This is a genomic window from Marinomonas foliarum (assembly GCF_016906065.1).
GTDB lineage: Bacteria > Pseudomonadota > Gammaproteobacteria > Pseudomonadales > Marinomonadaceae > Marinomonas > Marinomonas foliarum.
Window position 1 is genome coordinate 657,911 of sequence record NZ_CP070273.1, and the last position, 24,427, is coordinate 682,337.

At 46.3% G+C, this 24,427-nt stretch carries 19 protein-coding genes; 11 read left to right on the forward strand and 8 right to left on the reverse strand.

The window, feature by feature from the left end; translation table 11 throughout:
* The first annotated feature begins 60 nt into the window (after positions 1-60).
* The gene (locus JSY38_RS03070; RefSeq protein WP_205115207.1) at positions 61-4,056 is read left to right on the forward strand and encodes a non-ribosomal peptide synthetase; all 3,996 of its coding nucleotides are present in this window, start codon (positions 61-63) and stop codon (positions 4,054-4,056) included.
* 52 nt (positions 4,057-4,108) lie between these two features.
* Here JSY38_RS03070 and JSY38_RS03075 read toward each other — a convergent pair whose 3' ends face one another.
* Both JSY38_RS03075 and JSY38_RS03080 read right to left on the reverse strand, forming a co-directional pair.
* A complete protein-coding gene (locus JSY38_RS03075; protein WP_114412469.1) occupies positions 4,109-4,336 on the reverse strand; it encodes a hypothetical protein in 228 nt (75 codons plus the stop codon).
* Between the two features lie 551 nt (positions 4,337-4,887).
* On the reverse strand, positions 4,888-5,682 hold the full coding sequence (locus JSY38_RS03080; RefSeq protein WP_072837928.1) for an AraC family transcriptional regulator: 795 nt from the start codon (positions 5,680-5,682) through the stop codon (positions 4,888-4,890).
* A gap of 92 nt (positions 5,683-5,774) precedes the next feature.
* On the opposite strand from JSY38_RS03080, the gene JSY38_RS03085 reads away from it, so the two are divergent.
* The gene (locus tag JSY38_RS03085) at positions 5,775-6,965 is read left to right on the forward strand and encodes a CynX/NimT family MFS transporter (RefSeq protein WP_205115208.1); all 1,191 of its coding nucleotides are present in this window, start codon (positions 5,775-5,777) and stop codon (positions 6,963-6,965) included.
* Positions 6,966-7,082: 117 nt separating this feature from the next.
* Here the strand turns inward: JSY38_RS03085 and JSY38_RS03090 are convergent, their stop codons facing one another.
* Positions 7,083-7,988, reverse strand: a complete 906-nt coding sequence (locus JSY38_RS03090) for a LysR family transcriptional regulator (protein ID WP_205115209.1) — start codon at positions 7,986-7,988, stop codon at positions 7,083-7,085.
* Positions 7,989-8,124: 136 nt separating this feature from the next.
* Between JSY38_RS03090 and JSY38_RS03095 the strand changes: the two genes are divergently transcribed.
* From JSY38_RS03095 to JSY38_RS03105, 3 genes are all read left to right on the forward strand, one after another.
* On the forward strand, positions 8,125-9,528 hold the full coding sequence (locus tag JSY38_RS03095; RefSeq protein ID WP_205115210.1) for an amidohydrolase family protein: 1,404 nt from the start codon (positions 8,125-8,127) through the stop codon (positions 9,526-9,528).
* A gap of 13 nt (positions 9,529-9,541) precedes the next feature.
* Positions 9,542-10,018, forward strand: coding sequence for a DMT family transporter (locus JSY38_RS03100; RefSeq protein WP_205115211.1), 477 nt, complete (start codon positions 9,542-9,544; stop codon positions 10,016-10,018).
* A 65-nt stretch (positions 10,019-10,083) separates the two neighbouring features.
* Complete coding sequence (locus JSY38_RS03105) at positions 10,084-10,947, forward strand: SMP-30/gluconolactonase/LRE family protein (protein ID WP_205115212.1); 864 nt, start codon at positions 10,084-10,086, stop codon at positions 10,945-10,947.
* A 759-nt stretch (positions 10,948-11,706) separates the two neighbouring features.
* Here JSY38_RS03105 and fucP read toward each other — a convergent pair.
* The 5 genes from fucP to JSY38_RS03130 form a co-directional block, all read right to left on the reverse strand.
* Positions 11,707-13,137, reverse strand: a complete 1,431-nt coding sequence (fucP, locus tag JSY38_RS03110; protein WP_239544264.1) for an L-fucose:H+ symporter permease — start codon at positions 13,135-13,137, stop codon at positions 11,707-11,709.
* A 203-nt stretch (positions 13,138-13,340) separates the two neighbouring features.
* Positions 13,341-15,698: a zinc/cadmium/mercury/lead-transporting ATPase gene (locus JSY38_RS03115; protein WP_205115213.1), complete on the reverse strand. Its 2,358-nt coding sequence runs from the start codon at positions 15,696-15,698 to the stop codon at positions 13,341-13,343.
* Between the two features lie 95 nt (positions 15,699-15,793).
* Positions 15,794-16,078, reverse strand: coding sequence for a hypothetical protein (locus tag JSY38_RS03120; RefSeq protein ID WP_114412472.1), 285 nt, complete (start codon positions 16,076-16,078; stop codon positions 15,794-15,796).
* Positions 16,079-16,265: 187 nt separating this feature from the next.
* Positions 16,266-16,805: a hydrolase gene (locus JSY38_RS03125; protein WP_114412473.1), complete on the reverse strand. Its 540-nt coding sequence runs from the start codon at positions 16,803-16,805 to the stop codon at positions 16,266-16,268.
* A 33-nt stretch (positions 16,806-16,838) separates the two neighbouring features.
* Positions 16,839-17,438, reverse strand: a complete 600-nt coding sequence (locus JSY38_RS03130; protein WP_114412474.1) for a pentapeptide repeat-containing protein — start codon at positions 17,436-17,438, stop codon at positions 16,839-16,841.
* A 185-nt stretch (positions 17,439-17,623) separates the two neighbouring features.
* Between JSY38_RS03130 and JSY38_RS03135 the strand changes: the two genes are divergently transcribed.
* The 6 genes from JSY38_RS03135 (at position 17,624) to JSY38_RS03160 (ending at position 24,400) form a co-directional block, all read left to right on the forward strand.
* The gene (locus tag JSY38_RS03135) at positions 17,624-19,453 is read left to right on the forward strand and encodes an ABC transporter permease (protein ID WP_205115214.1); all 1,830 of its coding nucleotides are present in this window, start codon (positions 17,624-17,626) and stop codon (positions 19,451-19,453) included.
* A 1-nt stretch (position 19,454) separates the two neighbouring features.
* Positions 19,455-20,624, forward strand: a complete 1,170-nt coding sequence (locus tag JSY38_RS03140; RefSeq protein WP_205115215.1) for an ABC transporter ATP-binding protein — start codon at positions 19,455-19,457, stop codon at positions 20,622-20,624.
* 23 nt (positions 20,625-20,647) lie between these two features.
* Entirely contained in the window at positions 20,648-21,766 is a 1,119-nt protein-coding gene (locus JSY38_RS03145; protein WP_205115216.1) for an ABC transporter substrate-binding protein, read from the forward strand.
* Between the two features lie 98 nt (positions 21,767-21,864).
* Complete coding sequence (locus tag JSY38_RS03150) at positions 21,865-22,719, forward strand: inositol monophosphatase family protein (RefSeq protein WP_205115217.1); 855 nt, start codon at positions 21,865-21,867, stop codon at positions 22,717-22,719.
* 32 nt (positions 22,720-22,751) lie between these two features.
* Entirely contained in the window at positions 22,752-23,387 is a 636-nt protein-coding gene (locus JSY38_RS03155) for a dual specificity protein phosphatase family protein (RefSeq protein WP_205115218.1), read from the forward strand.
* Positions 23,384-24,400 carry a LacI family DNA-binding transcriptional regulator gene (locus tag JSY38_RS03160; protein ID WP_205115219.1) on the forward strand — a complete coding sequence of 339 codons (1,017 nt, stop codon included), beginning with the start codon at positions 23,384-23,386 and terminating at the stop codon, positions 24,398-24,400. Before JSY38_RS03155 ends, JSY38_RS03160 begins: the two co-directional genes overlap by 4 nt.
* Positions 24,401-24,427: the final 27 nt, after the last annotated feature.

Consider the following 24,427-nt stretch of genomic DNA (forward strand, 5'->3'; position numbering starts at 1 on the left):
AATTTAGCGCGCTTTAATCACGTGCTTCAAATGGACTATATTTTTTGCAGGAGCAAACAAATGATTAAAAGTCATAGTAATTGCTATGGTTCAAAAGAACCTATTTATCAACAATCATTTGCATTCCCCCTCTCTACCGCCCAACGCGGACAATGGATCGCCCAAAAATTAGCCCCTAAAAATACTGCCTTCAATATTGCCGAATATGTGGAAATTAAAGGGAGCATTGATACTATTCACTTCACATCCGCTATAAAGCAGCTCATCAGCGAAGCTGATTGCATTCGCAGCCAAATAATCGAAGAAAATGACTCAACCATCCAAATAATTCAACAAACAGATGAAGGTTATTTTTCTTTACTGGACGTGAGCGATGCTGACAATCCTCATCAAGCCGCAATAAAGTTGATGACAGATGATATGATGCAACCACTTACAAAGCCTGGTGATATGTTATGGCGCAGCGATCTTATTAAAATAGCGAATAAACATTACTACTGGTACCACCGCTGCCATCATGTCGCTTTAGACGGTTTTGGAGGCAATTTACTTACCCTCAGACTCGCTCAAATATACAACGCACTAGTCAAGGGTCAGGATACAGGAGCCAATCCTTTTGGGTCACTGGCGTCACTAGTTGAAAGTGAAAATGAATATAAATCCTCTAAACGTTATAAGAAAGATCGTCAGTACTGGCTAGAAAATCTAATCAACTTGCCCGATACTGCATCACTTTCACAAAGGGTAGATCCATCACAAAAGAACAAGTCATTACGACAATCGCTAACACTATCACAAACACTAAAAGACAAGTTAACAGCTGTCGGACAACTGGTTAATGCTAGCCTGCCACAAACCCTTATTGCTTTAGTTGCCGCGTATTTTTACCGTATGACAGGTGCAAACGATTTAGTTTTCGCGATGCCAGTTACAGCAAGGTCCCAGAGATCCCAACGCAATACTCCAGGCATGATGGCTAACGCTGTACCTATTCGACTAAGCTTATCAACAGAAATAACACTAGAAGAGTTAATTTCCCAAGTATCTAAAGTTGTACTAAAAGCGCTTCGCCACCAACAATATCGTTATGAAGATTTAAAACGAGACCTAGGGCTAATGTCTGCAGGGCAGCAAATAGCTTCGCTAGGCGTCAACATTGAACCCTTTAACTACGACTTAACCTTTGGTAATTGTTCGACATCGTTGCACAACTTAAGTAACGCGCTAATCGACGACCTCACTGTCTTTATCTTTGACCGCAATGACAATAACGGTTTAAAAGTCGAATTCGATGCCAACCCAACACGCTATACAACAGGCGAGTTAAAAAACCATTTAGCACAATTTGAGCGCCTAGTAGACGGCATGATACTTTCGCCAAGCACCTCTATCAGCAAAGCGACGCTATTAAGCGAAAGTGAACGCAATAAAATTTTGCATGCTTGGAACGATACAGCTAGTCCGATTCCTCAAGAGTCCGTTGTGGATGCCTTTCAAAAGCAAGCCTTTAGTACGCCCTTTGCTCTTGCCGTTTCTTCTTCAGTGCAAAACTCTTTAAGCTATGCAGAACTAGACGGACTGTCTAATGCTTGGGCAAACAAGCTGATAAAAGAGCAAGTTTGCCCAGGAGACTTAGTAGCAATCGCACTAACACGAAATACAGATATGTTAGTTGCTTTGCTCGGCACATTAAAAGCGGGAGCGGCTTATCTACCACTGGACCCAGATTTTCCAGAAGAGCGTCTTCGCAGTATAGTTGAAGACGCTAAGCCAAAATTAATACTCAGCTGTCATGACGCCATTAGCCAGCTTCCCAAAGTTAAGACGCCAATAATGCTCATTGATGAGCCACATTCCGATATTTCCTTAGACAGCAACGCGACTCCCCCTACTGGAATCACAATCCAAGGAAATAGCCCTGCCTATGTTATCTATACATCTGGTTCTACGGGTCGACCAAAAGGAGTAGAAATCCCACATGGCGCCTTGATGAATTTCTTATACGCTATGCAAAAAGAACTCAATCTTACAAGCCAAGATAAGTTCTTAGCTGTTACCACCATTTCATTCGATATTTCTATTCTTGAATTGTTCTTACCAATGACAGTTGGAGCATCCGTAGTGATTGCTGATAGGAAAACCGTTCGAGACCCACAAGCTTTAACAGAGCTCGCTGTCAAAGAAGGCGTAACCTTGCTCCAAGCTACACCGTCTCTTTGGCAGGCATTATTACCAACATACAGCAATGAATTACACGGCATTAAACCTTTGGTTGGAGGCGAAGCGCTACCAGGTCAACTCGCTCAAACAATGGCAAAACTTGGCCACCCTGTAGTCAACCTATACGGACCAACAGAAACAACGATTTGGTCAAGCATTATGCCCCTTACAAAACAAACAGACCTTCGTCACCCTCCAATTGGCAGACCGCTTCTAAATACTCAAATGTATGTTTTAGACCACGCAATGGAGCCTGTTCCAGTAGGTGTAACAGGCGACCTATACATTGCTGGTGATGGTTTAGCCCTAGGCTATTACCAACGACCAGACTTAACAAACGAACGCTTTATCTCAAATCCATACGGCAAAGAGGACAGCCGCCTATACATTACAGGAGACAAAGCTCGTTGGCGCCAAGATGGATTGTTGGAGTACCAAGGCCGCGACGACCATCAAATTAAAATCCGCGGCTTCCGTATTGAAATTGGTGACATAGAATCCGCTTTGCTGGCATGCCGTGAGGTTATTCAAGCCATAGTTGTTGCTCAAACCTCCCCCAATGGAGACAAGCAGCTGGCGGCCTACGTTATACCTGTAGACACCAATCTTGATACTAGCGAACTTCGTCGCCAGCTCATTAATGTACTGCCTGACTATATGGTTCCTGCACACTTCATATTGCTGCACAAAATGCCATTAACGCCGAATGGAAAGGTAGACCGTAAAGCCTTGCCATTGCCGTCTTGGCAAGCGTCTAATAGCTATGAGCCACCAAGAAATCAATTAGAAGAAATGCTCACGACCCTTTGGGCAGAGACACTAGGGCTGACTCTTGTCGGCATCCGCGATAACTTTTTTGAAATTGGCGGTGATTCCATATCCGCAACAAGGATTTTGAATCACATCCAGAAGAATTTATTAGTTGAGGTGCCATTAGGTGTTTTATTTAAAGCTTCCACTATTGCTGATCTTTCTGACTATTTAAGTAGTAGCGAAGACTGGGATCCGATGATTAGCACACTTCCGATCAAATCAAGTGGAACGGATTCTCCGTTGTTTTGTGTTCACCCTGCCCTAGGCCTTTCTTGGGGCTACTCGGGACTGCTGCGTCATCTGCCCAAATCAACTCCCGTATATGGTTTACAAGCAACAGGGTTGCGTCATGCGGCACGTTTGCCAGAATCCATAGAAGAAATGGCTGAAGAGTATTTATTACAAATTAAGCGCATTCAACCTCAAGGACCATACAATCTTCTAGGCTGGTCTTTTGGTGGCTTAGTTGCCCATGCAATTGCGGAAAAACTGCAAGCACAAAGTGAAACAGTGTCTTTTTTATGCATGCTAGACAGCTATCCTTACAAAATTGGTTATCAACAACCACAAAATGAAGCGGACATCGTTAGAGCGGCCCTACTCTTCCTTGGTTATGATCTCAGTACATTGGAAAAATTGCCGATTAACAAAGAAGAATTAGCGTCGTTGTTATGGCGAGATTATGACGATTCTTCCATGTCAGTGGTTCAAGACATTCAAAAAAGCCAAGCCGATATTATGGAAAGAGTTCAAATAATTATTGAAAACAACTTAGCACTCGCTGGTCGCTTCAAACCAGGAAAAGTTAATGCCGACTTGCTGTTTTTTGTGGCCGAAGAAAGTGCAAATGGTTCCATGGGCAATATTCTAGAGCATCAATCAAATGCATGGATATCAAGAGTGACAGGAAATATAGAAGTTCATAAAGTCCCTTGCCGACATCAAGACATGCTGGATTCTGAGCCCCTCAGTATCATTGGTCCAATCATCCATGAACACGTATTAAACGCTAAAGCCAAGTAGCTACTAAATGAATAGCCGTCAGCATAATGCTGACGGCTATTCATAGCTCCTATCACCCAATCAATAACGTAATTGCTCTAACCCACAAAACGGATCTATCATCTATCGCTGTCGTTTCACAAAACGTTAAACGCCCAACGATTCCATCAACTACGGCTTTTTGCACTTCCAATAAAGGACTGTACGCGTTGATGTAAGTTGGCAGCCAGTCATAGTTTTTCGTACCCAATGCCATTCTGGCTTCAAACACTGTGACTTCAAAGCCTTCATATTCCAGCATATTAGGTACCTGAAGTGGTATAGCTTCAGGCTCAAAAATGTTTTTGATTCCTGTCGATATCACTAAATCACAAACTAGCACCCTTAATCGCTTAACGAATGATAAGGAAGTTAATACACAAAGTCACAGGTAAAAAAAGCCCCGCATCCGCGAGGCTATTTAGCATTCATTATAACCAGTAATTAAACAGAGGTGTTTTTCACTGGGAACATACCGTAAGCCGCTACAACTAAGAAGTAAACTACAGATACAATACAACATAAGAAAAACCTCGCCGTACTCATCTATAATCGCGCCTTAGATCAATGGCCCCCGTCCAACGCGAATCTGTAAATCATTGGGGACGTTGCTTGTCTATTGAAGTCTTGGGGTCAGATCAAGAAACTAGAGATACAGTGGCTCATGATGCCACTGAGTATTTTAAAGAATATACATCACGGAACCACACCAACAGGTTAGTTTTTGATCTGATCCCAAATTCAGAGTATTTTAAAGAATATACATCACGGAACCACACCAACAGGTTAGTTTTTGATCTGACCCCAAATTCATTATCGCAGCGAGGAAAAATATTGGGTAGGCGATTTACCCAGTGCTTTTTTGAACATAGTGATGAAGGCATTTACAGAATCATACCCCAGATTTCCCGCGACACTTTGCACCGATTTCCCCTCTGCCAACTGACTCAGTGCGATCATCAGATGCAGCTGCTGACGCCAGCGCCCGAAGCTCAATCCGGTAGCATTTTCCACCAATCTAGCGAGCGATCGCTCACTGGTTGCAAGTCTGGCCGCCCACTGACGTAAAGTGGTACGGTCACTAGGGTCTGCAAAAAGTGCATCGGCAATGTGTCTAATTTTGGGGTGGTCTGATATGGGTAGATGCAGCTCTTTGAGCGGCGCATCAGAAAGCTGTTCGAGAAGCACTGCAACAAGACGGGCTGTTTTACCCTCTGAAGGGTAAGCGGGATCCTGCTCAGCAAGATGCAGAACCAACTCTCGTACAAGAGGCGTTATGGCAAGGGTGCAGCATGTGTCGGGCATCACTGCCGCACTAGGCTCAATAAACAAAAAGCAGGTGCTGGCGTTTTGGGTGATTCGGCAGCTGTGAGGGGTGCCGCTTGGGATCCAGACCGCGTGCTGAGGAGGCACAAGCCATAGTGCGTCTTGTACTTCACAGCTCACCGCACCATGCAAAGACAAGATCAACTGACCCTTGCGGTGGTGATGCGGTCTAACACCGGAATGCTTCAGGTCAGGTTCGATCTGTAAGGCAACGGCTGCCTGCATGAACTCATCGGAATCGAAGTCTTCCGGTGAGGAAACCGTCTTTTTAAAATCTGGCATAATTTAGATATCACCTGTCATATTGTCTATATTATACGCTCTTCTGATACTTTATAGTGCTTTTTTTTCTAAAGTAAAGAAGGTTAGAGAATATGTTAGACACTAAAAACAAGTGGAATACCATTGCACTTGTGGCGGGAATTCTTTTTATTGCGGTTAACCTGCGGCTTCCTTTTACCAGTATAGCGCCCGTTCTGCCGCTTATCCAAAGTGATTTCGGCTTAAGCTCCTCGGCCGTCGGTCTGCTTACTTCATTACCATTGCTGGCATTTGCTGCATTCTCACCACTGAGTGCACCTGTTGCCCGAAAGTTCGGACTAGAACGTACACTTTTTGCTGCAATGACAATCATTTCTTTAGGAATCTTGCTGCGTTCTACAGGAAGTGTGTGGGCCTTATATCTAGGTACAATACTAATAGGCACAGGGATTGCCTTGGGTAACGTACTGCTGCCTGGTCTAGTTAAACGCGACCTCTCAGCCAACGTTGCCTCCATGACAGGGGCGTATTCCATTACGATGGGGGCAGCGGGTGCGATAGGGTCTGCCATCATGATTCCTTTAACACAGGTTTGGGGCTGGAACATTGCGCTGACTTTATTAATTGCAGCCCCGCTGTTTGCGCTTATTGTGTGGTTGCCGCAGCTTAAAAAGCATGAGCCAGTGAGCCTGTCCAATCCGAAAAAATCAGCGACAGTAGCCGTCTGGAAATCGCCTCTAGCATGGCAGGTCACACTGTTTATGGGGCTCAATGCGATGCCTTTTTATGTCGCTGTAGGTTGGTTACCGACTATTCTGATGGATAATGGTATATCCGCCACTGAAGCAGGCTCCGTACATGGGACACTTCAACTGGCCACAGCCATTCCGGGGTTAATACTAGCAGCCACGCTGCGCCGCCTAAAAGATCAGAAACTGGCGGCCGTAACAACCAGCCTGTTGGTTGCCTTATCGTTTATCGGGCTTATTTATGCGCCAGAGTTCGCCATCTTGTGGGCTGCGCTTCTGGGCTTTGGCTCTGGTGCCTGCATGATGCTAGGTTTGACTTTCGTTGTACTGCGTACGCAGAATGCTGGCGACGCGGCTGCTCTGTCAGGAATGGCACAGTGTGTCGGGTATCTCATGGCGGCAGCAGGCCCCTTATTGCTAGGTCAAGTGCACGACTGGACGGGCGGCTGGACTGCACCGCTGTTAATTACGGCAGCTATCGCTGTTGCTGGTGCGTGTACTGGCATGATGGCTGGGCGAAACGTCCATCTTGAACCGGCTCCATCGATGCGTTAAACCCATATTTATCAGATACGGGAGATAACTCTCTCCCGTATTAGCGAAATTACGGTTACACAGATAAATATGACACCGTCATCTTAGTACAGAAAAAGTGGTGTTTGCTCTTGTCGATCAGATGGACGAATTATCGTCACTGATAAGCTCGGTTGCCCAATCGGCAAATGCCCGTACGGCTGGCGATAGAAAACGTTGATGCGGATAGAGCAAATTAACCGGTACGGACACAGGTTGCCAGTCCGCCAAAACTTCAACGAGTCGGCCTTCTTCTAGGTGTTCAGATACCACCTTCTCAGCAAGCTGCACCAGCCCTAACCCTTCAAGACACATTTTTATGTATAGCCCCGTCTCATTGGCGGCCACTGCCCCGCTAACCGGGATTGACATTTTTTCAGAGCCGCTAACAAAGCTCATTTCATTCGCTCGCTTAGCATGCCCTGAAAAATAATGAACGGCTCGGTGGTCAGATAAATCTTCTGGCGTCTGTGGAATCCCTTTCTCTTCGAGATAGGCCGGAGAAGCGCATGTCACCCAGCGAAATCGACCAAGCGGTCGTGCAACGAGCGTAGAGTCATTAAGCTCACCAGTTCGAATGACACAATCTACGCCTTCCTGAACAAGATCTACCTGTCGGTCATTAACCCCTATCATTAGATAGATATCCGGATAGCGTCTGTAAAAGTCTTGCAGATTTGGCATGATGACAAAATGGGCAATACCGCCAGGCATATCAACTCGTAAACGCCCTTGAGGCCGTTTAACGGAATCGGTCAGGCTAGACTCTGTATGCTCAATTAATTTAAGTATTTCCAAACACTGAGCCAAATACTGCGCGCCCTCTGTGGTCAAGCTGACGCGCCGTGTTGTTCTGTTCAGCAGGCGCACCTGCAAATATTTTTCAAGACTTTTAACCGTACTACTCACCGTCGAGGCTGGTAAGGACAAGGTTTCCGCTGCATAGATAAAACTCCCAGCTTCCGCCACACGAACAAAAATCTGCATTGCTTGAATACGATCCATATGCTTTTTCCAAGAGCCACAACCGATGGCGCCATTGTTCGTAATTATTGAATAATGAAAACAGTTTAACTGTCTTTTTGCGAATAGTCACTTTGCGTACCCTTGCTTCACGAAATTTCAAAAAGGTGAATTAAAGATGACCGATTACGTAAGAAATATTGTTAATAATCAGACTACAACTCCCCCTAAAACCTTGATTCGTGGGGCAACGATTCTGAGCATGGATGAGAAGGTAGGTAATATTGAGTGTGGTGATATTCTTATTACTGGATCTACCATTACCGCTGTGGGACAGAATCTAGATGCAGAGGGCGCCCATGTCATTGATGCTACCAACATGATTGCCATGCCGGGTATGGTGGACTCTCATCGTCACTCGTGGGAAGGCCAATTACGCCGCATCAACCCTAATGCCACCTGTTTGGAAGACTATAGTAACGCCACGCACTTCTCTTTCGCCAAATACTATCGTCCAGCGGATAATTATATCGGCAACTTGCTGACGGCTCTGGGCTGCATTGACGCGGGTATCACTACTGTCATAGACAATTCTCATAACAGCCGCACCGCTGAACATTCAGATGCCGCCGTTGAGGCCCTACTTGATTCAGGCATTCGCGCCATACATGCCTCGGGTGCGCCCGTTGCTGGTGAATGGGATAAAGCGCACTGGCCAGGTAACTGGCAACGCTTGCAGGAAAAATACTTTACGAATAACCCTGACAGCCTTGTTTCTCTTGGCGTCATGGCTCAGTTGGAGCCAGAGTTATGGGCCGAAGCTCGTCGATTAGGGTTACCTATTGTGACTGAGTTCTTTGGCTCTTTGATGGCGGATGAACTTGAACCACTGCATCAGCAAGGTCTTCTTGGTCCAGATAATATTTTCAATCACTGCACGTCACTGCCTGATGAAGGATGGAAAATCCTGCGTGAAGCGGGTGTTCGAGTAAACGTCTGCCCACGCTCTGATTCACACTATGGCATCGAAGACGGTATGTTCGCTATGCCAGCTGCGCAGCGTCATGGCATTAGCCCAGGACTAAGTGTCGATAATGAAACCTCTTACAGTACTGACATGTTTATGGAAATGCGTGTGGCATTTTATCTACAACGAGTCATGGGCATGCATCAGCAGAAGCACTGTGGTTCTGATCATGATCATATGCAGACAACGCTTCCAGCCGCTCAGCTTCTTAAATCCGCCACCGTTGATGGTGCCGCTTGTGCCGGTTTGCAGGACAAAATTGGCAGTTTGACGCCGGGGAAACAAGCAGACCTGATCTTGATTAACGCCAATGACATCAACCTTTACCCGTCCGGTAATGCTTTTGGCACCGTGGTGCATGCAACGGAACGTAGCAACATTGATACCGTGATAATCGCTGGTCGTATCGTCAAACAGAAGGGTCAAGTTTTGGGTGTCGACAGTGAGCGTCTTCGTGCTGCCATTGATGAATCCCTAGAGCATCTGTTTGCTGCGTCTGGCTATCAGCCTGATGTATTTGCTGACGTTTTTCTGCCTTTAGAGCAGGCTAACTAATAGGGGAATACCGATGAGCATGATCTATTACTTAATTGCTTTTGCTGCCGGTCTGGGTATCACGTTGCAGACAACCTTGAACAGTCAGTTAGCAAAAGGGTTGGGTGGTGACTCTGTCACTGCTGCACTATTTTCTTTCTCGGCTGGAGCGTTCTGCCTTGGGATTTATTCACTGCTGCGAGGAGGCTTATTCTCCTCGCTTACCGCCATTCCGTCGCAACCATTGTGGACTTTAGTGGGTGGTGTTATCGGCGCATGTGCATTATTTAGTTATGTCGTGCTGGCCCCAAAAATTGGTTTTTCAGCTTTGCTCGGGTTGGCTATTGTCGGGCAGCTGCTGTCATCACAGGTCATAGATCACTTTGGTTTGTTGGGTTCCATCCGACGCCCCGTTTCGGGGCTGAAACTTGGCGGAATGCTGGTCATGTTGATCGGACTCGCCATTATGTTGTTCGGCGACAAGTTATCCGAACGTTTTCTACACGGATAGAAGTGAACGGCTTGTGGGTGTCTGCAAGCATCGGTTCACTATAATGTTGCCTCTGGAGAATTAAAATGTTTTCAATCGTTACTGATGTTAATAATGCGTTGGGAGAATGTCCACTCTGGTGTGAAAAAACACGCAGAGTATTCTGGACAGATATTGAGGGTAGTGAGCTGCTCGCCTTTGAAGAAGAAAGCGGTATCGTCAAACGCTGGTCTCTACCCGAACGCGCTGGATCGTTTGCGCTAACTGGGAAAGCGGATGTTTTGCTTATAGGGCTAGCGTCACAGCTCGCTTTTTATGACCTGAATACGGAGGTGTTAACCCCTGTAGCATCATCACCTGGTATGACGGGGACGCGTATCGGTGATGGACGGTGCGATCGCTCTGGCAACTTTGTCTTTAGCTCCATGCTGGACGGTGACTATGTTCAAAAATGCGGACAATTTCATCGACTGAACGCTGCTACTTTGGAAACAGAAACGCTGGCATTACCTGCCGTCGTCATTCCAAACAGTATCTGTTTCAGCCCAGACGGCGGCACCATGTACTACAGCGATTCTATGCAGGGTCAGATTTTCTGCTGTGACTATCCGTCTCTCGATAATCAGCGCATTTTTGTAAAAGTCGAAGACGGTGGTGCGCCAGATGGCTCCTGCATTGATGCGCAAGGCTATTTATGGAATGCCGAATGGGGCGGTAGCCGAGTGGTACGTTACACTGATACCGGAAACGTTGACCGAGTCATCCAGTCTCCCAGTGTTCAAACCACTTGCCCAGTGTTAGCGGGACCAAGTTATGAAACGCTTTATTGTACAAGTGCGAAGGTGGGCCTAGATAAACCGACAGACAGTGATGGCATGCTGATAAAAGCGGAGGAAATGTTCTCTGCAGGACTTCCTGAAGTTAGATTTGCAGGACCACTGAATAACTAGTTCACTGCGCGTCTTTTGCAAACGGCTTTTACCTCTGCCTATTTTGCTTAGGTAAACCTAATTTAAAAACGGATATGGATTTTCCATATCCGCTTTTAGCACTTAGCGTCCTAACTTTTAAATCAATACTTGTATGCTGTCTGATGCGAGTGCTAGGGAAGGTGCGAATAAGTCTACTAAGCCTCAGTCTTTCAGAGAAATCGTCAAATAAGGCGCGACTCTGAAGGAATGTAGGTACCTTTCAAAGAGTCGCAACGACATGTGGCGTTTTCTCTGAAAGACCCATATGCCTACATGGATGTAGGTAATTAGGGCAATGCAGGAGCAATTGCCGAGGGCATGGTCTAAAAGCCTGTATTCTTTGTTGAGCACCTCGAAAATAGAACCACTATTCACATTCGGTACTCGCCTCGAACAACAGACTTTTATCCACATGCTGAGGCAAGAGGACTTGTTCGCACCTTCCCTAGAGGCCTTAATCTTATAAGACATTCAACTTTTAAGAGCGCTAACCATTTACTCAGTTACTTACTAGCCAAGTATTCAAAAAAATGCAGGATGAAGTCACTCTATCGATCCTTGGTATCAAATCAGGGTGTGTATCCATGCAAATCCCTCGCTTTTCCAAGCCGAGCGGTGGTTTTGCACAACAATGGACCATAACAAACGAGTTGAAACACAAAGTCAGCAAACAAAAAAAGCCCCGCATCCGCGAGGCTCTTTAGCATTCATTCTAATCAGCGTTTAAAACCAAATATCTTAAACAGAGGTATTTTTCACTGAGAACATTCCGTAAGCTGCTACAACTAAGAAACAAGCAGCAGGCACAACATAAGAAATAATAGCGCCGTACTCATCGATAGTCGCGCCTTGGATCAATGGCATCACGGCACCACCCAAGATAGCCATTACCAAACCCGCAGAACCGAATTTCGTATCACTACCAAGACCGTCCAACGCAATGCTGTAAATCGTTGGGAACATCAAAGATAAACAAGCGGAAATAGACACTATCGCCCAAACACCAGTTACATCTGGCACCATCACAGCGTATAGGCATAAAGCAGTACCTAATAAAGCCAAGATGCTTAGCAACACAGCAGGACGGAAAAAGCCCATCAACCACGTCATAACAAAACGCGATATTAAGAAAATAATCAAACTATACTGCAAATAATCAGACGCACTGGCTTCTGTCCCACCCAATGTTTCTTGCACATATTGGATAGTAAAAGTCCAAGTACAAGTTTGTGCAGCAACGTTAAAGAACTGTGCTACAACACCCCAACGGTATTGTTTTCTAGCAAGCAATCGTCCTAGTGTCGCCACAAAATCAATCTTCTGTACCTCATCAACATTAACCTTGTTAGCCGATTTAGGTACGCGCATAAAATAGATAAACGCCCAAATGATCATCAACACAAACGCCATGCCGACATAAGGTGTCATCACGCTATTTAATTCATCTGCTCGAATGCTAAGCAGCATCTCGGGAGCCATGCTGGCTCTTTCTTCAGGAGAAGCCGTATTTAGATTAGGAAGAATCAATGTAGCCGCAAGAAACACACCGATATTGGTGCCAACTGGGTTAAAGGCTTGGGCCAAGTTTAAACGGCGTGCTGCACTGCCTTCTGGCCCCATGGTCATCACAAATGGGTTCGCCGAGGTTTCTAAAATAGATAAGCCTGCGGCCAAAATAAACAAAGCAGCTAAAAAGAAACCATAGGTCATCGAAACACTGGCAGGATAAAACGCCAAAGCACCTAAAATCGCCAAGCCTAATCCTGTCAACACGCCCGCTTTATAAGAGTAACGGGCATTGATAAACGCAGCAGGAATCGCCAAGCAGAAATACGCGCCATAATAAGCGAACTGTACTAAAGCCGATTCAAACGTACTCATGGTAAAAATTTTGCTAAACACTTTCACCAAAGGATCTGTCATGTTGGCGGCAACACCCCATGCAGCAAAACAGGTAATCAATAAGATAAACGCAATTTTCATGTTTGGATAAACGAACGGAGCAGATAAGGATTTTTCTGGAGGTGTATTTTGATTTTTCATAAAGCAAACAACATCTATTATTTTATAGTTGGATGATAGGATTCGCCCCACAGGCATTTCACCACCATCAGACATTGATATAGGCCAACCGTAGTTAGGACAGTATTTTGGTATATTTATAGCCACCAAAAGCGCCCTTTCTACGACCAACATCAAACACAAGGTGCGAAATCCTACCACCAACTTTCTATAAAAATGCGCTTGCAGAACAAAACTTAGCGCTTTGTAAACGAATTGATATTTTCTTACCCATTTCATTAACATAAATGAAATATTGATGACTGGCGGTTCATTTTATCAGTCAAAACAAGGTACTAAACATAGCCTATTCACTGACTGGTATTTTTTCTGAGCAACCTTAATGCATTCGCAGTAACCAAGGCCGTTGCGCCAGAATCCGCCAACACGGCAAGCCAAAGCCCAGTTAAACCCAACAAGGTTGTCACCAAAAACACCGCCTTTAATCCTAAGGCAATGGTGATATTTTGACGAATATTGGCATTGGTCGCACGGGATAAGCGAATCATCTCAGCCAAGCCTTGCAAACGGTTATGCGTCAGTGCTGCATCGGCCGTTTCTAACGCCACGTCTGTGCCGCTCCCCATCGCAATACCTATGGTAGATGCCTTCATCGCTGGTGCGTCATTAATACCATCGCCCACCATGGCGGTGACTTGTTGTTTATTCAATTCAGTCACCGCGGTGACTTTATCTTCTGGCAACAAACTCGCGCGGTAATCTATATTCAGCTCCGCGGCAATCGCCGCTGCGGCACGGGCATTATCACCCGTTAACATCACACCATTAATACCCAAATCGGCTAAGTCTTTAAGCGCGGCTTTAGCGTCATCGCGTAATCTATCCCGCAACGCGATCAAACCCAAAATCTCGCCATCTTCGAGAACAACTACGACCGTTTTACCTTCTTCCTCAAGGCCAATAACTTGCTGTTGAATAGCACCGTCTAATGCCCGTTCTAACTTACTTGGCGCGCTTATGCTGATTTTCTTACCAGCAAGGTATCCTTCTACACCAACACCCGCCAAGGTTTTACGATTATCTGCATGAACAAGAGTGACACCCTGCTGCTCGGTGTAATCCACAATGGCCTTAGCCAACGGATGATGAGACCCGATTTCAACGGCCGCCGCTGCAGCCAATACATGGTTCTCAGAAGCCTGATTAAACGTCACCACATCTGTCACGCTTGGCTTGCCTTCTGTGAGCGTACCGGTTTTATCAAAGGCGATGGTTTTGATTCGGCCTAATTGTTCTAACGCCAAGCCGCCCTTAATCAAAGCACCACGACGAGTCGCCGCTGCCAAACCAGACGTAATCGCCGCTGGCGTCGAAATCACCAAGGCACAAGGACAACCAATCAATAACAAAGCCAAGCCACGATAAATCCACGTATCCCAAGGTTGAGCGAAAGCCAGAGGCGGAATCAAGATCACCAAAACAGAAATCAGCATAATCACTGGCGTGTAGATGCGACTGAATTTATCTAAGAAGCGCTCAAGTGGTGCTCGGCGCTCTTCCGCTTCTTCAATAAGATGCAAAATCCGATCTATGGCGTTATTACCCGGTTGTGACACGACCTTGAGTCGCACCACCCGATCTGCCAGCAAGCTGCCAGCGGGAACTTTTTCGTCTCGTAATCGCTCAACAGGTACAGATTCACCCGTCAACGCGCTTTCATCGAAGCTTGCCATTTCGGACAAGAGTTCCGCATCCGCAGGTAAGCGCTCACCCGGTGACACTTCAATTTCATTTCCTGGACGTAAATCCGCTATAGCGATTTTTTGACGCTCACCATTTTTGATAATCAAGGCTTCTTCTGGCAGCAAGGCCATCAAGGCGCTGACGCCCTTGCGCGCGCGATTCGCCGCAAAAGATTCCAAGCACTCGCCAATCATAAACAGCAACAACACCATGGCCGCTTCTGCGGTGGCACCGATAAATAACGCGCCAACGGCTGCCACACTCATTAAGGTCTCAATGGCAAACGGCGAACCGCTGCGCATCATGCGCCATGATTTTTTCACGATGGGCACTAAACCAACCAGGGTGGTAACAATAAACGCCGTCTCACCCAATACAGGATTAAATTGCGTTACCCCCCAGCTGAATAGCATCAGTACAGCCAACCCGACAATCGGGCCGTATTCTCGCAAGTTTTCAAAAGACAACAATGATGAGGAAGCTTCTGGAACCGCCGTTAAAGGCTGTAAATCAAAACCAATACCTTTTACGGCTTCTTGGATTTTGTCAGACACATCAGCATCCGCCGAAACACGTAATTTTTCGGTAGAAAAAACCACATTGGCGCTCACTACGCCATCCACAGAAGATACCGCCTTTTCAATGGAACGCGCACAACTGGCACAATCCATTCCGCTGACTCGCCAACTATAGTTTTGTTTTCCGCTTGCTTGGGCTGCTGGGGTACCGTCAGCTTCCGCGGATGTACAGCAACTGGCGTCGCCTTCGTCATCCGAAGAACAGCACTGACTTTCTTTTTTTCCACTATCTTCGCTTGCGCAGCAAGAGGAAACCTCACTTTGCGTGGAACAGCAAGAGCTACTTGTTTCTTGATGTACGTGTGATGAATGATGTTTTGATTGGTGACACTGGCATGAAGAATGAGATTGGCAATTTTCTTTATGTTGACCTGATAAATGATGCATACATCTCTCCTGTTATGAGTCTATAACAAGAGTGTAGACCTTGGAGTACAGTCCAAGGTCAAGCAGCAGTTTGATATTTAATTTAAAAAGTGTGTTTACGCTTTCACCGAAACACCTTCTATTTCTAATACCGTTTTCGCGTCAGTGCGTTCCATGATTTTCACCAAGGCCGATTGTATCACTTCGTCTTCACGCACATCACTTTGGCCCGCAAAACGCTGATCTTGTGGCTCTGCGCCTTCTTCAGCCGTAAAAGTCACAACCACTTCTGTGGCGATTTCTTCTGTTTCGCCGAAGTACGCAATGGAAAGTTGCGGATAACCTTTGAAACCCATTTTTACTTTCTTCGCGATACGCTTTTTAGATTTGTCTATGTTCATGTTGCCTGCCTAGAGGGAAAGGTATTGAGTATCAATAAAAACTATTGCTGGATTAAACCACAAAGCAGACTAATCAAGGTAAGTTAAACATAAAATAACCCCACCCTAGGGACCCTTTTGCCAAGAAGATGGGAACAAAAAGCTCTAAACTCCTCCCCCTGCCAAGGGGGAGGTTGGGAGGGGGTAATCACTTAATTAAACTAAGCGCCGCTCTAAATTCATCCGCTCGACAATCTCCAATCAATTCAAACAAGCACATTTCCAGACTAGTCACTTCCGCGCCTTTGCGAGCTAACTTGGCGAGCGCCATGCCTTTGTTCTCTATCGTTCGAGATGATACACAATCGCTAACCAATTCCACGTCATAACCTAAATCCAACAAGCCTAGCGCACTTTGATACACACAAATATGCGCTTCGATGCCGGTAATCAGCCACGAGTTCATCTTGGCCTTTTTAACCGCCTCGACAAAAGCTGGTTCGCCACAGGCACTAAAGGAATACTTAGCAATAGGTTCAACCCTATCCAAAACTTCGCGTAGTTCTGGCACAGTTGCGCCCAATTTCTCTGGGTTTTGCTCCAACCACAGAATCGGCATTCCCAATAACTTGGCGGCTTTTACTAGCGTGACCAAATTGGCAATAAAGGCCTCGCTGTCATGAACAATAGTCGCGAGCTTTCCTTGAACGTCTATTACTACCAAACCGGTTTTGTCTTTTCTTAACATGCAGCTTTCCTTTTTTGTTTTTGTACGAGAGCTTTATACCAATTTAATACCAAGGGACGTCAGTAAACTTACCGCTTCATATCGACAAAAGATGGCGTTTTTAATGGTGTTTTTCTTCACATCAATATCGTAGTTGGTCGCGCCGTTAAAATCTGCACCGGTCAGATCCGTGTTCACAAACAAACTGTTGGTTAAATCGGTGCCAGTAAAACGCGCACGGGAAATCCTTGCTTCTCGAAAATCCACGTCATGCGCTCGGCAATCTTCAAACACGACACCTGATAATTTCAAGCCGTAAAACGACGAGGCATTCACTAGACATTCTTTAAAAAATAACGGCGCACCGAGCTCCAAGCCACGCCAATAGGCTTTGGTCCAATCCACGCCCAGCACTCTAGATTCATAAAACTGTACATCTGAGAACTTGCTGTTTCTCACATTCACTGCCGTTAATTTGCACTTACGGAACTGACAATCTTTGAAAGTACAAGCATCAAAGAAGGCTTCACTGAAATCACAAGATTCAAATACGCAAGACTCAAATACCTTACGACTCACTTTGCCCTGCTCCATCGACAAATCCATAAAGGTCTTGCCATAAAAAGCCTCATCGTCCGGCAATACATGTTCCATTACACTCTCCCGTTACTAGAAAAACTAAAGTAACAAGAGATGTCTACGCGCTCAATCTAATAAGGCTATTTAGCTTAAAAAACCGTTCGCAAATTTTTTATTGCACATATGTGCAAAATGTCATCGGTTTGTCATAGAGGAAGATTATTGTTTAGAAAATTACATGTTTTTCTAAGGAATAACCTATGACCATCTTGCTCACCGCAGCAGAGCAAAAAAAGCCAAATATTTGGCGACGCGCAAGGCATTCATTTGCTGTTGCCCGACACGAGCCTGCCAATTTGATTGGTCTTGTTCTGGCTATTTTCTTTGCTTATTTGATTCTTGCACCTGTGCTCTCCATTCTCGTGGATTCCTTTATCGTGCAATCCGGAGACGAAGCCAGAACCCACCAAGACGAAGGCAGTTTCACTCTTTACTATATTGTTCGCACTCTGTACTCACGCATTTCTGAAATCCTTTTATGGCAACCTCTCTACAACACCTTAGCCATTGCGGCCAGTACGGTGGTGTTTTCCATGAGTATTGGCGTAGCGCTGGCGTGGTTAGTGAATCGCACCAACATGGCAGGACGCGCTTGGTTCGCCACAGCACTGATTGTGCCTTTTATGTTGCCGACTTGGACCTTCGCTCTCGCTTGGACGACGATTTTTAAAAACCGTACTGTTGGCGGACAACCTGGCTGGCTAGAATCTTTAGGAATCACCACTTCAAACAGCGTGGCTTACGGCTATTTCCCCATCGTTTTTATCTTGGTTTTGCATTACACGCCCTTGGTCATTTTGATTGTCGGCAATGCGTTACGTCGCCTTGATTCGCAAATGGAAGACAGCGCTCGAGTACTTGGTGCGCCATCACGAACCATTGCTTTTTCTATTGTTCTGCCGTTAATTCGCCCTGCCTTAATGTCTGCCGCTTTATTGATTTTTGCCGATTGTATTGGCGAGTTCGCCGTGCCTTATATTTTAGGTTTACCAGTGCGCTATGACACCTTGGCAACTGGTTTGTATCGAGCGCTAGACACCCGTCAAAACGGCGTGGCTGCGGTCATTGCTGGCGTGATTATGATCATCGGTGTGATTACCTTACTGATTGATGTGCGCATGATGAAAGAGGCTCGCCGCTTCGTCACTGTTGGCGGTAAAGGCAATATGGACAGACTGCGCAAACTAGGCCGTATGCGCTTGCCAGCATCTGGCTTTGCGGGGGCCTTTGTATTGATCGGAGTAGTTCTGCCGTTGCTGACCTTATTCTTATCCACCATCATGATTTTGCCCGGCCGTTTTACACTGGAGAACTTCACCTTTGACTATTGGATTGGCAGTAATTTAGACACGGTTGCCCTACGCAATGGCATCTTGCTAACACCAGAATTTTGGCAGGCCGCGTGGAACACTATTGTCATTGTTGGCTCGTCTTCAATGATTTCTGGTGTGCTAGGTTTGCTGGTCGGTTACGCAGTATTACGCTGTTCATTCAAAGGCGTTGGCTCATTTTTACGCCAAATTACCTTCTTGCCCTATTTGGTTCCCGGCATTGCCTTTGCGGCGGCGTTTTTATCTTTGTTCGCTGTTTCGCGCGGCCCGATTCCAGCGCTGTACGGCACGCCAGCCATATTAATTATTGCTCTAGTAGCTTCCAAAATGCCCTTTGCCAGTCGATCTGGTATCGCCGCCATGACACAGCTGGGCAAGGAACCGGAAGAAGCGGCACGTATTGCTGGTGCCAACTGGTTTAGCCGCATGACTAAAATCATTATCCCAATACAAGCAGGGCCATTGGCAACGGGAATTCTGTTGCCTTTCATTTCCGGTATTAAGGGCGTCAGCCTATTCATTATCTTGGCGATTCCATCCACGGATGTTCTCACCACCTATTCACTGCGTTTACTCGATTACAACTACGACCAAGCCGCCAATGCGGTGGTCTTGATGATTGCACTTATCGCTTGGCTTGGCACCGTCTTGATCCAAAAGATCTCTGGTACTGGTTTGGCTCAAGGTCTGGAGAATTAATATGCCTACAATCTCATTAACCAATCTAACGAAATGCTACGACGGCAATACTGAACCTTCCGTTGACCAAGTATCACTGACAGTGGAAGACGGCGAATTCATGTGTTTGCTCGGCCCGTCGGGCTGTGGCAAAACGACGATTTTACGCATGATTGCCGGTATCGAACATTCCACCAGCGGCGAAATTGCCGTAGACGATTTGGTGGTCGATTCAGTTCACCAATCCTGTTTTATTCCACCGGAACAGCGCCGTATTGGTTTTGTATTTCAAAACTATGCCCTTTGGCCTCACATGACAGTAGAACGCAATGTGGACTTTGGTTTGCGCTTACAAAAAGTACCAGCCCAAGAGCGCAAAGAGCGCTGTTTGGATGTGATGAGCAAGCTACGCATTTTGGAATACGCAGACCGTTATCCGTCTCAATTGTCTGGCGGCCAGCAACAGCGTGTTGCCTTGGCACGTATGCTGGCGGTGAATCCTGGTATTTTGTTATTAGACGAGCCTTTATCGAACCTAGATGCGACTCTGCGACTAGAAATGCGCGCCGAGCTGCGTCGCTTACATCAGACCTTTGGCACCACCATTATTTTTGTCAGCCACGATCAATGGGAAGCCATGACGCTGGCCAACACCATTGCAGTCATGAACAAAGGGCAGCTGCAACAAATCGGTACGCCAGATGAAATTTACGCCGAACCATGCAATCGCTTTGTGGCTGAATTTATTGGCAACCCAAAAATAAATATTGTTGATTTAAAAGCCTCTGCCGCAGAGCAAGTCAGCCTTGCTAATCATATTCGAAGCAGAATCGCCACCAACGAATTCACCAACGTCTGCGCGATCCGTCCTGAAGAAATCATTCTGACCGATACGGCAAACGCCAATACGCTGCCAATGAGCATTGAAAACATCATGCCAACGGGTGGCAGCTGGGTGATTGAACTGAGTTTTGGTGATGACAGATTATTTCACTCTACTCAGTCTCGTCCGAAGTGGCGAGAAGGAGAGCAAGTAAATGCTTATTTGCCAACATCATCACTGCACTTTTTTGATCAAGCAAACAATCGCCTTGTTCTTCCAGAAACAGATCTCGATTACAGCCATTTACTGCTCAACTCGGCGTCAATCAACCAAAAGCACACCAATCAACCACTCGCTAAACAAGCATAAGCTAATCAACAAAGGAAACCGTTATGAACTTCCCGATGAAAAAAAGCCTTCTTGCACTGACTGTTAGCCTAACCACTTTTGGTGCGGCTTCGACTTTCGCTGCCGACACATTTGATCTTCAAGCATTAATCGCAGCCGCAAAACAAGAAGCACCGCTAACTGTGTATGATTCCACAGGGAAAATTGTTAAACAGGCGGAATCCTTTAGCAAAAAATACGGCATCCAAGCAACAGGGATTAAAGCCAAAGCTTCGCAAATTCTCGAAATTGTCAGCCGTGAAGCGAAAGCCGGCAATGTGAAAGCCGACGTTGCCATTCTGGCCGATGCCCCTGCAGGTATAGAGCAGCTTTTATCAAAAGGTTATGTCACCAGCTGGGTTCCAAGCGATCTAGCTGAACACATTCCAGCAACCTACCAAAAGCCGCTTACTGTGGTTTTAGCTCCAAACATTTGGGCTTATAACACAGGCCTTTATGACTCCTGCCCAATCACCAATATTTGGCAACTGACCCAACCAGAGTGGCAAGGCAAAGTCGCCATGCAGGATCCGCTTGGCAAACCGTCTTACACGGATTGGTTTAATCAGCTAGCCACACACCACGACAAAGCCATGGCCGATGCCTATCAAGCCGAATTCGGCAAACCATTAAAAACCAACGAGAGCAGCGCGACGGCGGCGTTCGTAAAAGCCCTCGCAGAAAACCGCCCATTGGTCACCAGTTCAGACACTGAAGCCGCCAACGCCGTTGGCGCACCAGATGTGAAGGACAGCTTTGTTGGCATGGTCAGCGCGGCTAAGTTCAGAAACAATAAAAATGGCATGAAGCTTGGCCTTTGTGCCGACATGGTGCCATTTAGTGGCTGGAGCTACCCAGGCTTAGGCTTTATCACCACAGGTACTAAGAGCCCTAACGCTGCGAAACTTTTTATTCGTTACATGATGACAGCTGAAGGCATAGCGCCACAGGGTGTTGACGGTAAAATGTCCACCAATCAGACCGTTAAACTGCCTGCTAACGAGCCTTCAGGCATTGATAAAGTGCGCGATCAAATCATGGGGTATGACGCATCCACAGCAAAATCGGATTGGGAAAGCCGTCAAGATTGGCAAGATCTGTGGAGCCTAAGCTTCAAGAATTAAACCGTAAAAGGCTTTAGCGATTATTACTAAGAATGAAATCAGTTGGGACGAATTTTTCCCAACTGATTTATATATAACAAATAGAAAAGGATCCCTCCTTGACCCTCCACGACATCAAAGAAAGTGAATTAGAAAAACGTGAGACCGCTCTGCATGACATTACTCTTAGCGCAGGAGCATTAGCACTGGAACGCTATCACGCCAGAAAACCGGGCGACTTTACCATGAAAGGCCAGCAAGACTTTTTAACAGAAGCCGATGCGCTAGTAGAAGAACACATTCGTCAGGCTATTCATCGGCTTTTTCCTAACGATGGATTGCTTGGGGAAGAAACAGGAGGCTCAGTCACCAACCCATCCCTTTGGGTGGTTGACCCCATTGATGGCACGGCCAACTTCGCCCGTGGCATCGATCATTTTTGTATTTCCATTGCTTTTGTTCATAACGGCGAAACACTACTTGGTGCGATCTACAACCCTACGACAAACGAAATGTATGTAGCGCGCAAAGACCACTACGTCAGCAAAAATGGTCAGGCGCTGCGAGTTTCCACTATAACAGATACCCATAGCTCCTCCTTTGAATTAGGATGGTCTACACGGGTTCCCCAAGAAATCTACTTAGCAATCGTTTCTTCATTATTGGCAAGTGGCACCAATATTCGTCGTGGCGCATCTGGCGCGTTAGCATTGGCTTGGGTAGCAGAAGGTCGAACTGACGGCTATGCTGAATCGCATATGAATGCATGGGATTGCTTAGCAGGATTACTTATGGTGCGTGAAGCTGGCGGGCGAACAGGCGTTTACCCTCAGACCCACGAAGAGATAGCCCATGGCGGAGCCATTCTAGCCGTCGCTCCTGGTGTCGCGGAACAGTTTTCCAATGACACCATGATATCTTTGTCCACTAAGACATATAACCGAAAAGAAAATCAGTTTGGACTGACTGCCTAATCTGTTGATCCCATACAATGAAAGAGACAATTATGACCACCGAAAAAGTAAAAAAGCGCTACCCTCGCCCACCAATGAGCCTAATTGAGAGCAATATTCCTGGCTGGGGTGTAGATATCTACATTGGCGGCTCGACTGGTGTGGCAGACGCAGAACTACTTGAAAAACATAATATTAAAGTGGTGCTTAACTGCGCGATAAATCTAGATATTGACCTTGTAAACTCGCAAGGGCCTAACCCACCGGAGCACCTGCTAAAGCATGGTTGGGCGCCTGTGCGTTATTACAAAATTGGCATGATCGATGGCCCTGGAAACCCTGAATCCATGATATTGGCGGGGTATCACTTAATGCGTTCAGCTCTAGATCAGGTGCTGCCTGAAAAAGCCTCCTATAAAGTTCGTGAAAAAGGCAATATTTTGGTGAATTGTCGTGGTGGACGAAGTCGTTCCGTCACTATAGTTGCCCTATTTTTGCATTTAGAATATCCAGATCGTTACCCGACACTGGATTCTGCCATTGCACATATTCGGGAAAAACGAGAGCTTCACCCAGATGAATGGTATGAAACCCCAAAACCCGCCTTAATTCACCTAGCAGAACGTGCCGCCAGCATGGAAAAGGTACTGCGCGACGCGGGCTTTGGTCAGGATATGAGAAAAGCATGAAAAACCAGCAACCGAAAAATATCGCCAGCGCCGCAGAGGTAGCCAAACTCGCTGGCGTTTCTCGGTCTGCTGTTTCTCGCACCTTTACCCAAGGTGCGAGCGTCTCCAAAGACACTCGTGAACGTGTACTGGCTGCTGCTGCAGAGCTAAATTACCACGTCAATCATCTTGCCCGTGGCTTATCTAACGAGAAAAGCCGCCCCGTTTGTATTCTTGGTGCTAACCTGAATGCACCCTATCAAGCTAGCTTACTTGATGCCCTCACCCAGCGTTTGCAATTAGCTGGCCGGGCGGTGATGGTAATAAATACTTCTGGTGGTGAAGCCAGTGCTGATGCAGCATTAAGACAAACGTTAAATTATCGCGCATCGGCGACTATTGTGTTATCCGGCACTCCACAAACCACCTTGATTGAAACCTGTGTAAAGAGCGGCCAGCAAGTCATCCTTGTGAACCGTGCTGGACAGTTTGAAGGCACTGATCACATCAGTATCGACTATCAATCCGCCATGGCAGACGCTCATCACATGTTGCTACGAGCTGGTTGCACAAATCTTGCTGTTGTCTCGTCAACCATTCAATCACCCAGTTTACTGACTCGTGAAAAACTGTTTATTCAAGCCGCCGATAATGCTAAACAAGCATGTAGCTTGTTGCGAGCTGGGCCCACTAGCTATCAAACTGGTGTCGAAGCAGCACGACGTTTATTAGCCTCACGCGAGAGACCTGACGGTGTCTTTTGCGTTACTGATTTGATCGCCTGTGGTTTTATAGATGTTGCTAAAAATGAGTTTGGTTTACGAATTCCAGAAGACATCTGCATTGTCGGATTTGATGATATTGAACAGGCAAGTTGGCTTGGCTATCAGCTCACCACTTTTTCACAACCATTGGGTGCTATGGTCGATGCCATTTCAGAACTCTTGGAAAACGCCTCTGACAAAGCGCGTAACAAGCAACATTTAACCTTCCATGCACCACCCGTTTGGAGACATTCGGTTCGACCAAGCTAACCACATCGCCCCTTTTCTCTGTTAGTA

Bases quoted from the DNA above. Each gene is read 5' to 3' on its own strand.
- JSY38_RS03070 (WP_205115207.1), top strand. From the start codon at position 61: ATGATTAAAAGTCATAGTAATTGCTATGGTTCAAAAGAACCTATTTAT.
- JSY38_RS03075 (WP_114412469.1), bottom strand. From the start codon at position 4,336: ATGCTGGAATATGAAGGCTTTGAAGTCACAGTGTTTGAAGCCAGAATG.
- JSY38_RS03080 (WP_072837928.1), bottom strand. From the start codon at position 5,682: ATGCCAGATTTTAAAAAGACGGTTTCCTCACCGGAAGACTTCGATTCC.
- JSY38_RS03085 (WP_205115208.1), top strand. From the start codon at position 5,775: ATGTTAGACACTAAAAACAAGTGGAATACCATTGCACTTGTGGCGGGA.
- JSY38_RS03090 (WP_205115209.1), bottom strand. From the start codon at position 7,988: ATGGATCGTATTCAAGCAATGCAGATTTTTGTTCGTGTGGCGGAAGCT.
- JSY38_RS03095 (WP_205115210.1), top strand. From the start codon at position 8,125: ATGACCGATTACGTAAGAAATATTGTTAATAATCAGACTACAACTCCC.
- JSY38_RS03100 (WP_205115211.1), top strand. From the start codon at position 9,542: ATGAGCATGATCTATTACTTAATTGCTTTTGCTGCCGGTCTGGGTATC.
- JSY38_RS03105 (WP_205115212.1), top strand. From the start codon at position 10,084: ATGTTTTCAATCGTTACTGATGTTAATAATGCGTTGGGAGAATGTCCA.
- JSY38_RS03115 (WP_205115213.1), bottom strand. From the start codon at position 15,698: ATGCATCATTTATCAGGTCAACATAAAGAAAATTGCCAATCTCATTCT.
- JSY38_RS03120 (WP_114412472.1), bottom strand. From the start codon at position 16,078: ATGAACATAGACAAATCTAAAAAGCGTATCGCGAAGAAAGTAAAAATG.
- JSY38_RS03125 (WP_114412473.1), bottom strand. From the start codon at position 16,805: ATGTTAAGAAAAGACAAAACCGGTTTGGTAGTAATAGACGTTCAAGGA.
- JSY38_RS03130 (WP_114412474.1), bottom strand. From the start codon at position 17,438: ATGGAACATGTATTGCCGGACGATGAGGCTTTTTATGGCAAGACCTTT.
- JSY38_RS03135 (WP_205115214.1), top strand. From the start codon at position 17,624: ATGACCATCTTGCTCACCGCAGCAGAGCAAAAAAAGCCAAATATTTGG.
- JSY38_RS03140 (WP_205115215.1), top strand. From the start codon at position 19,455: ATGCCTACAATCTCATTAACCAATCTAACGAAATGCTACGACGGCAAT.
- JSY38_RS03145 (WP_205115216.1), top strand. From the start codon at position 20,648: ATGAACTTCCCGATGAAAAAAAGCCTTCTTGCACTGACTGTTAGCCTA.
- JSY38_RS03155 (WP_205115218.1), top strand. From the start codon at position 22,752: ATGACCACCGAAAAAGTAAAAAAGCGCTACCCTCGCCCACCAATGAGC.
- JSY38_RS03160 (WP_205115219.1), top strand. From the start codon at position 23,384: ATGAAAAACCAGCAACCGAAAAATATCGCCAGCGCCGCAGAGGTAGCC.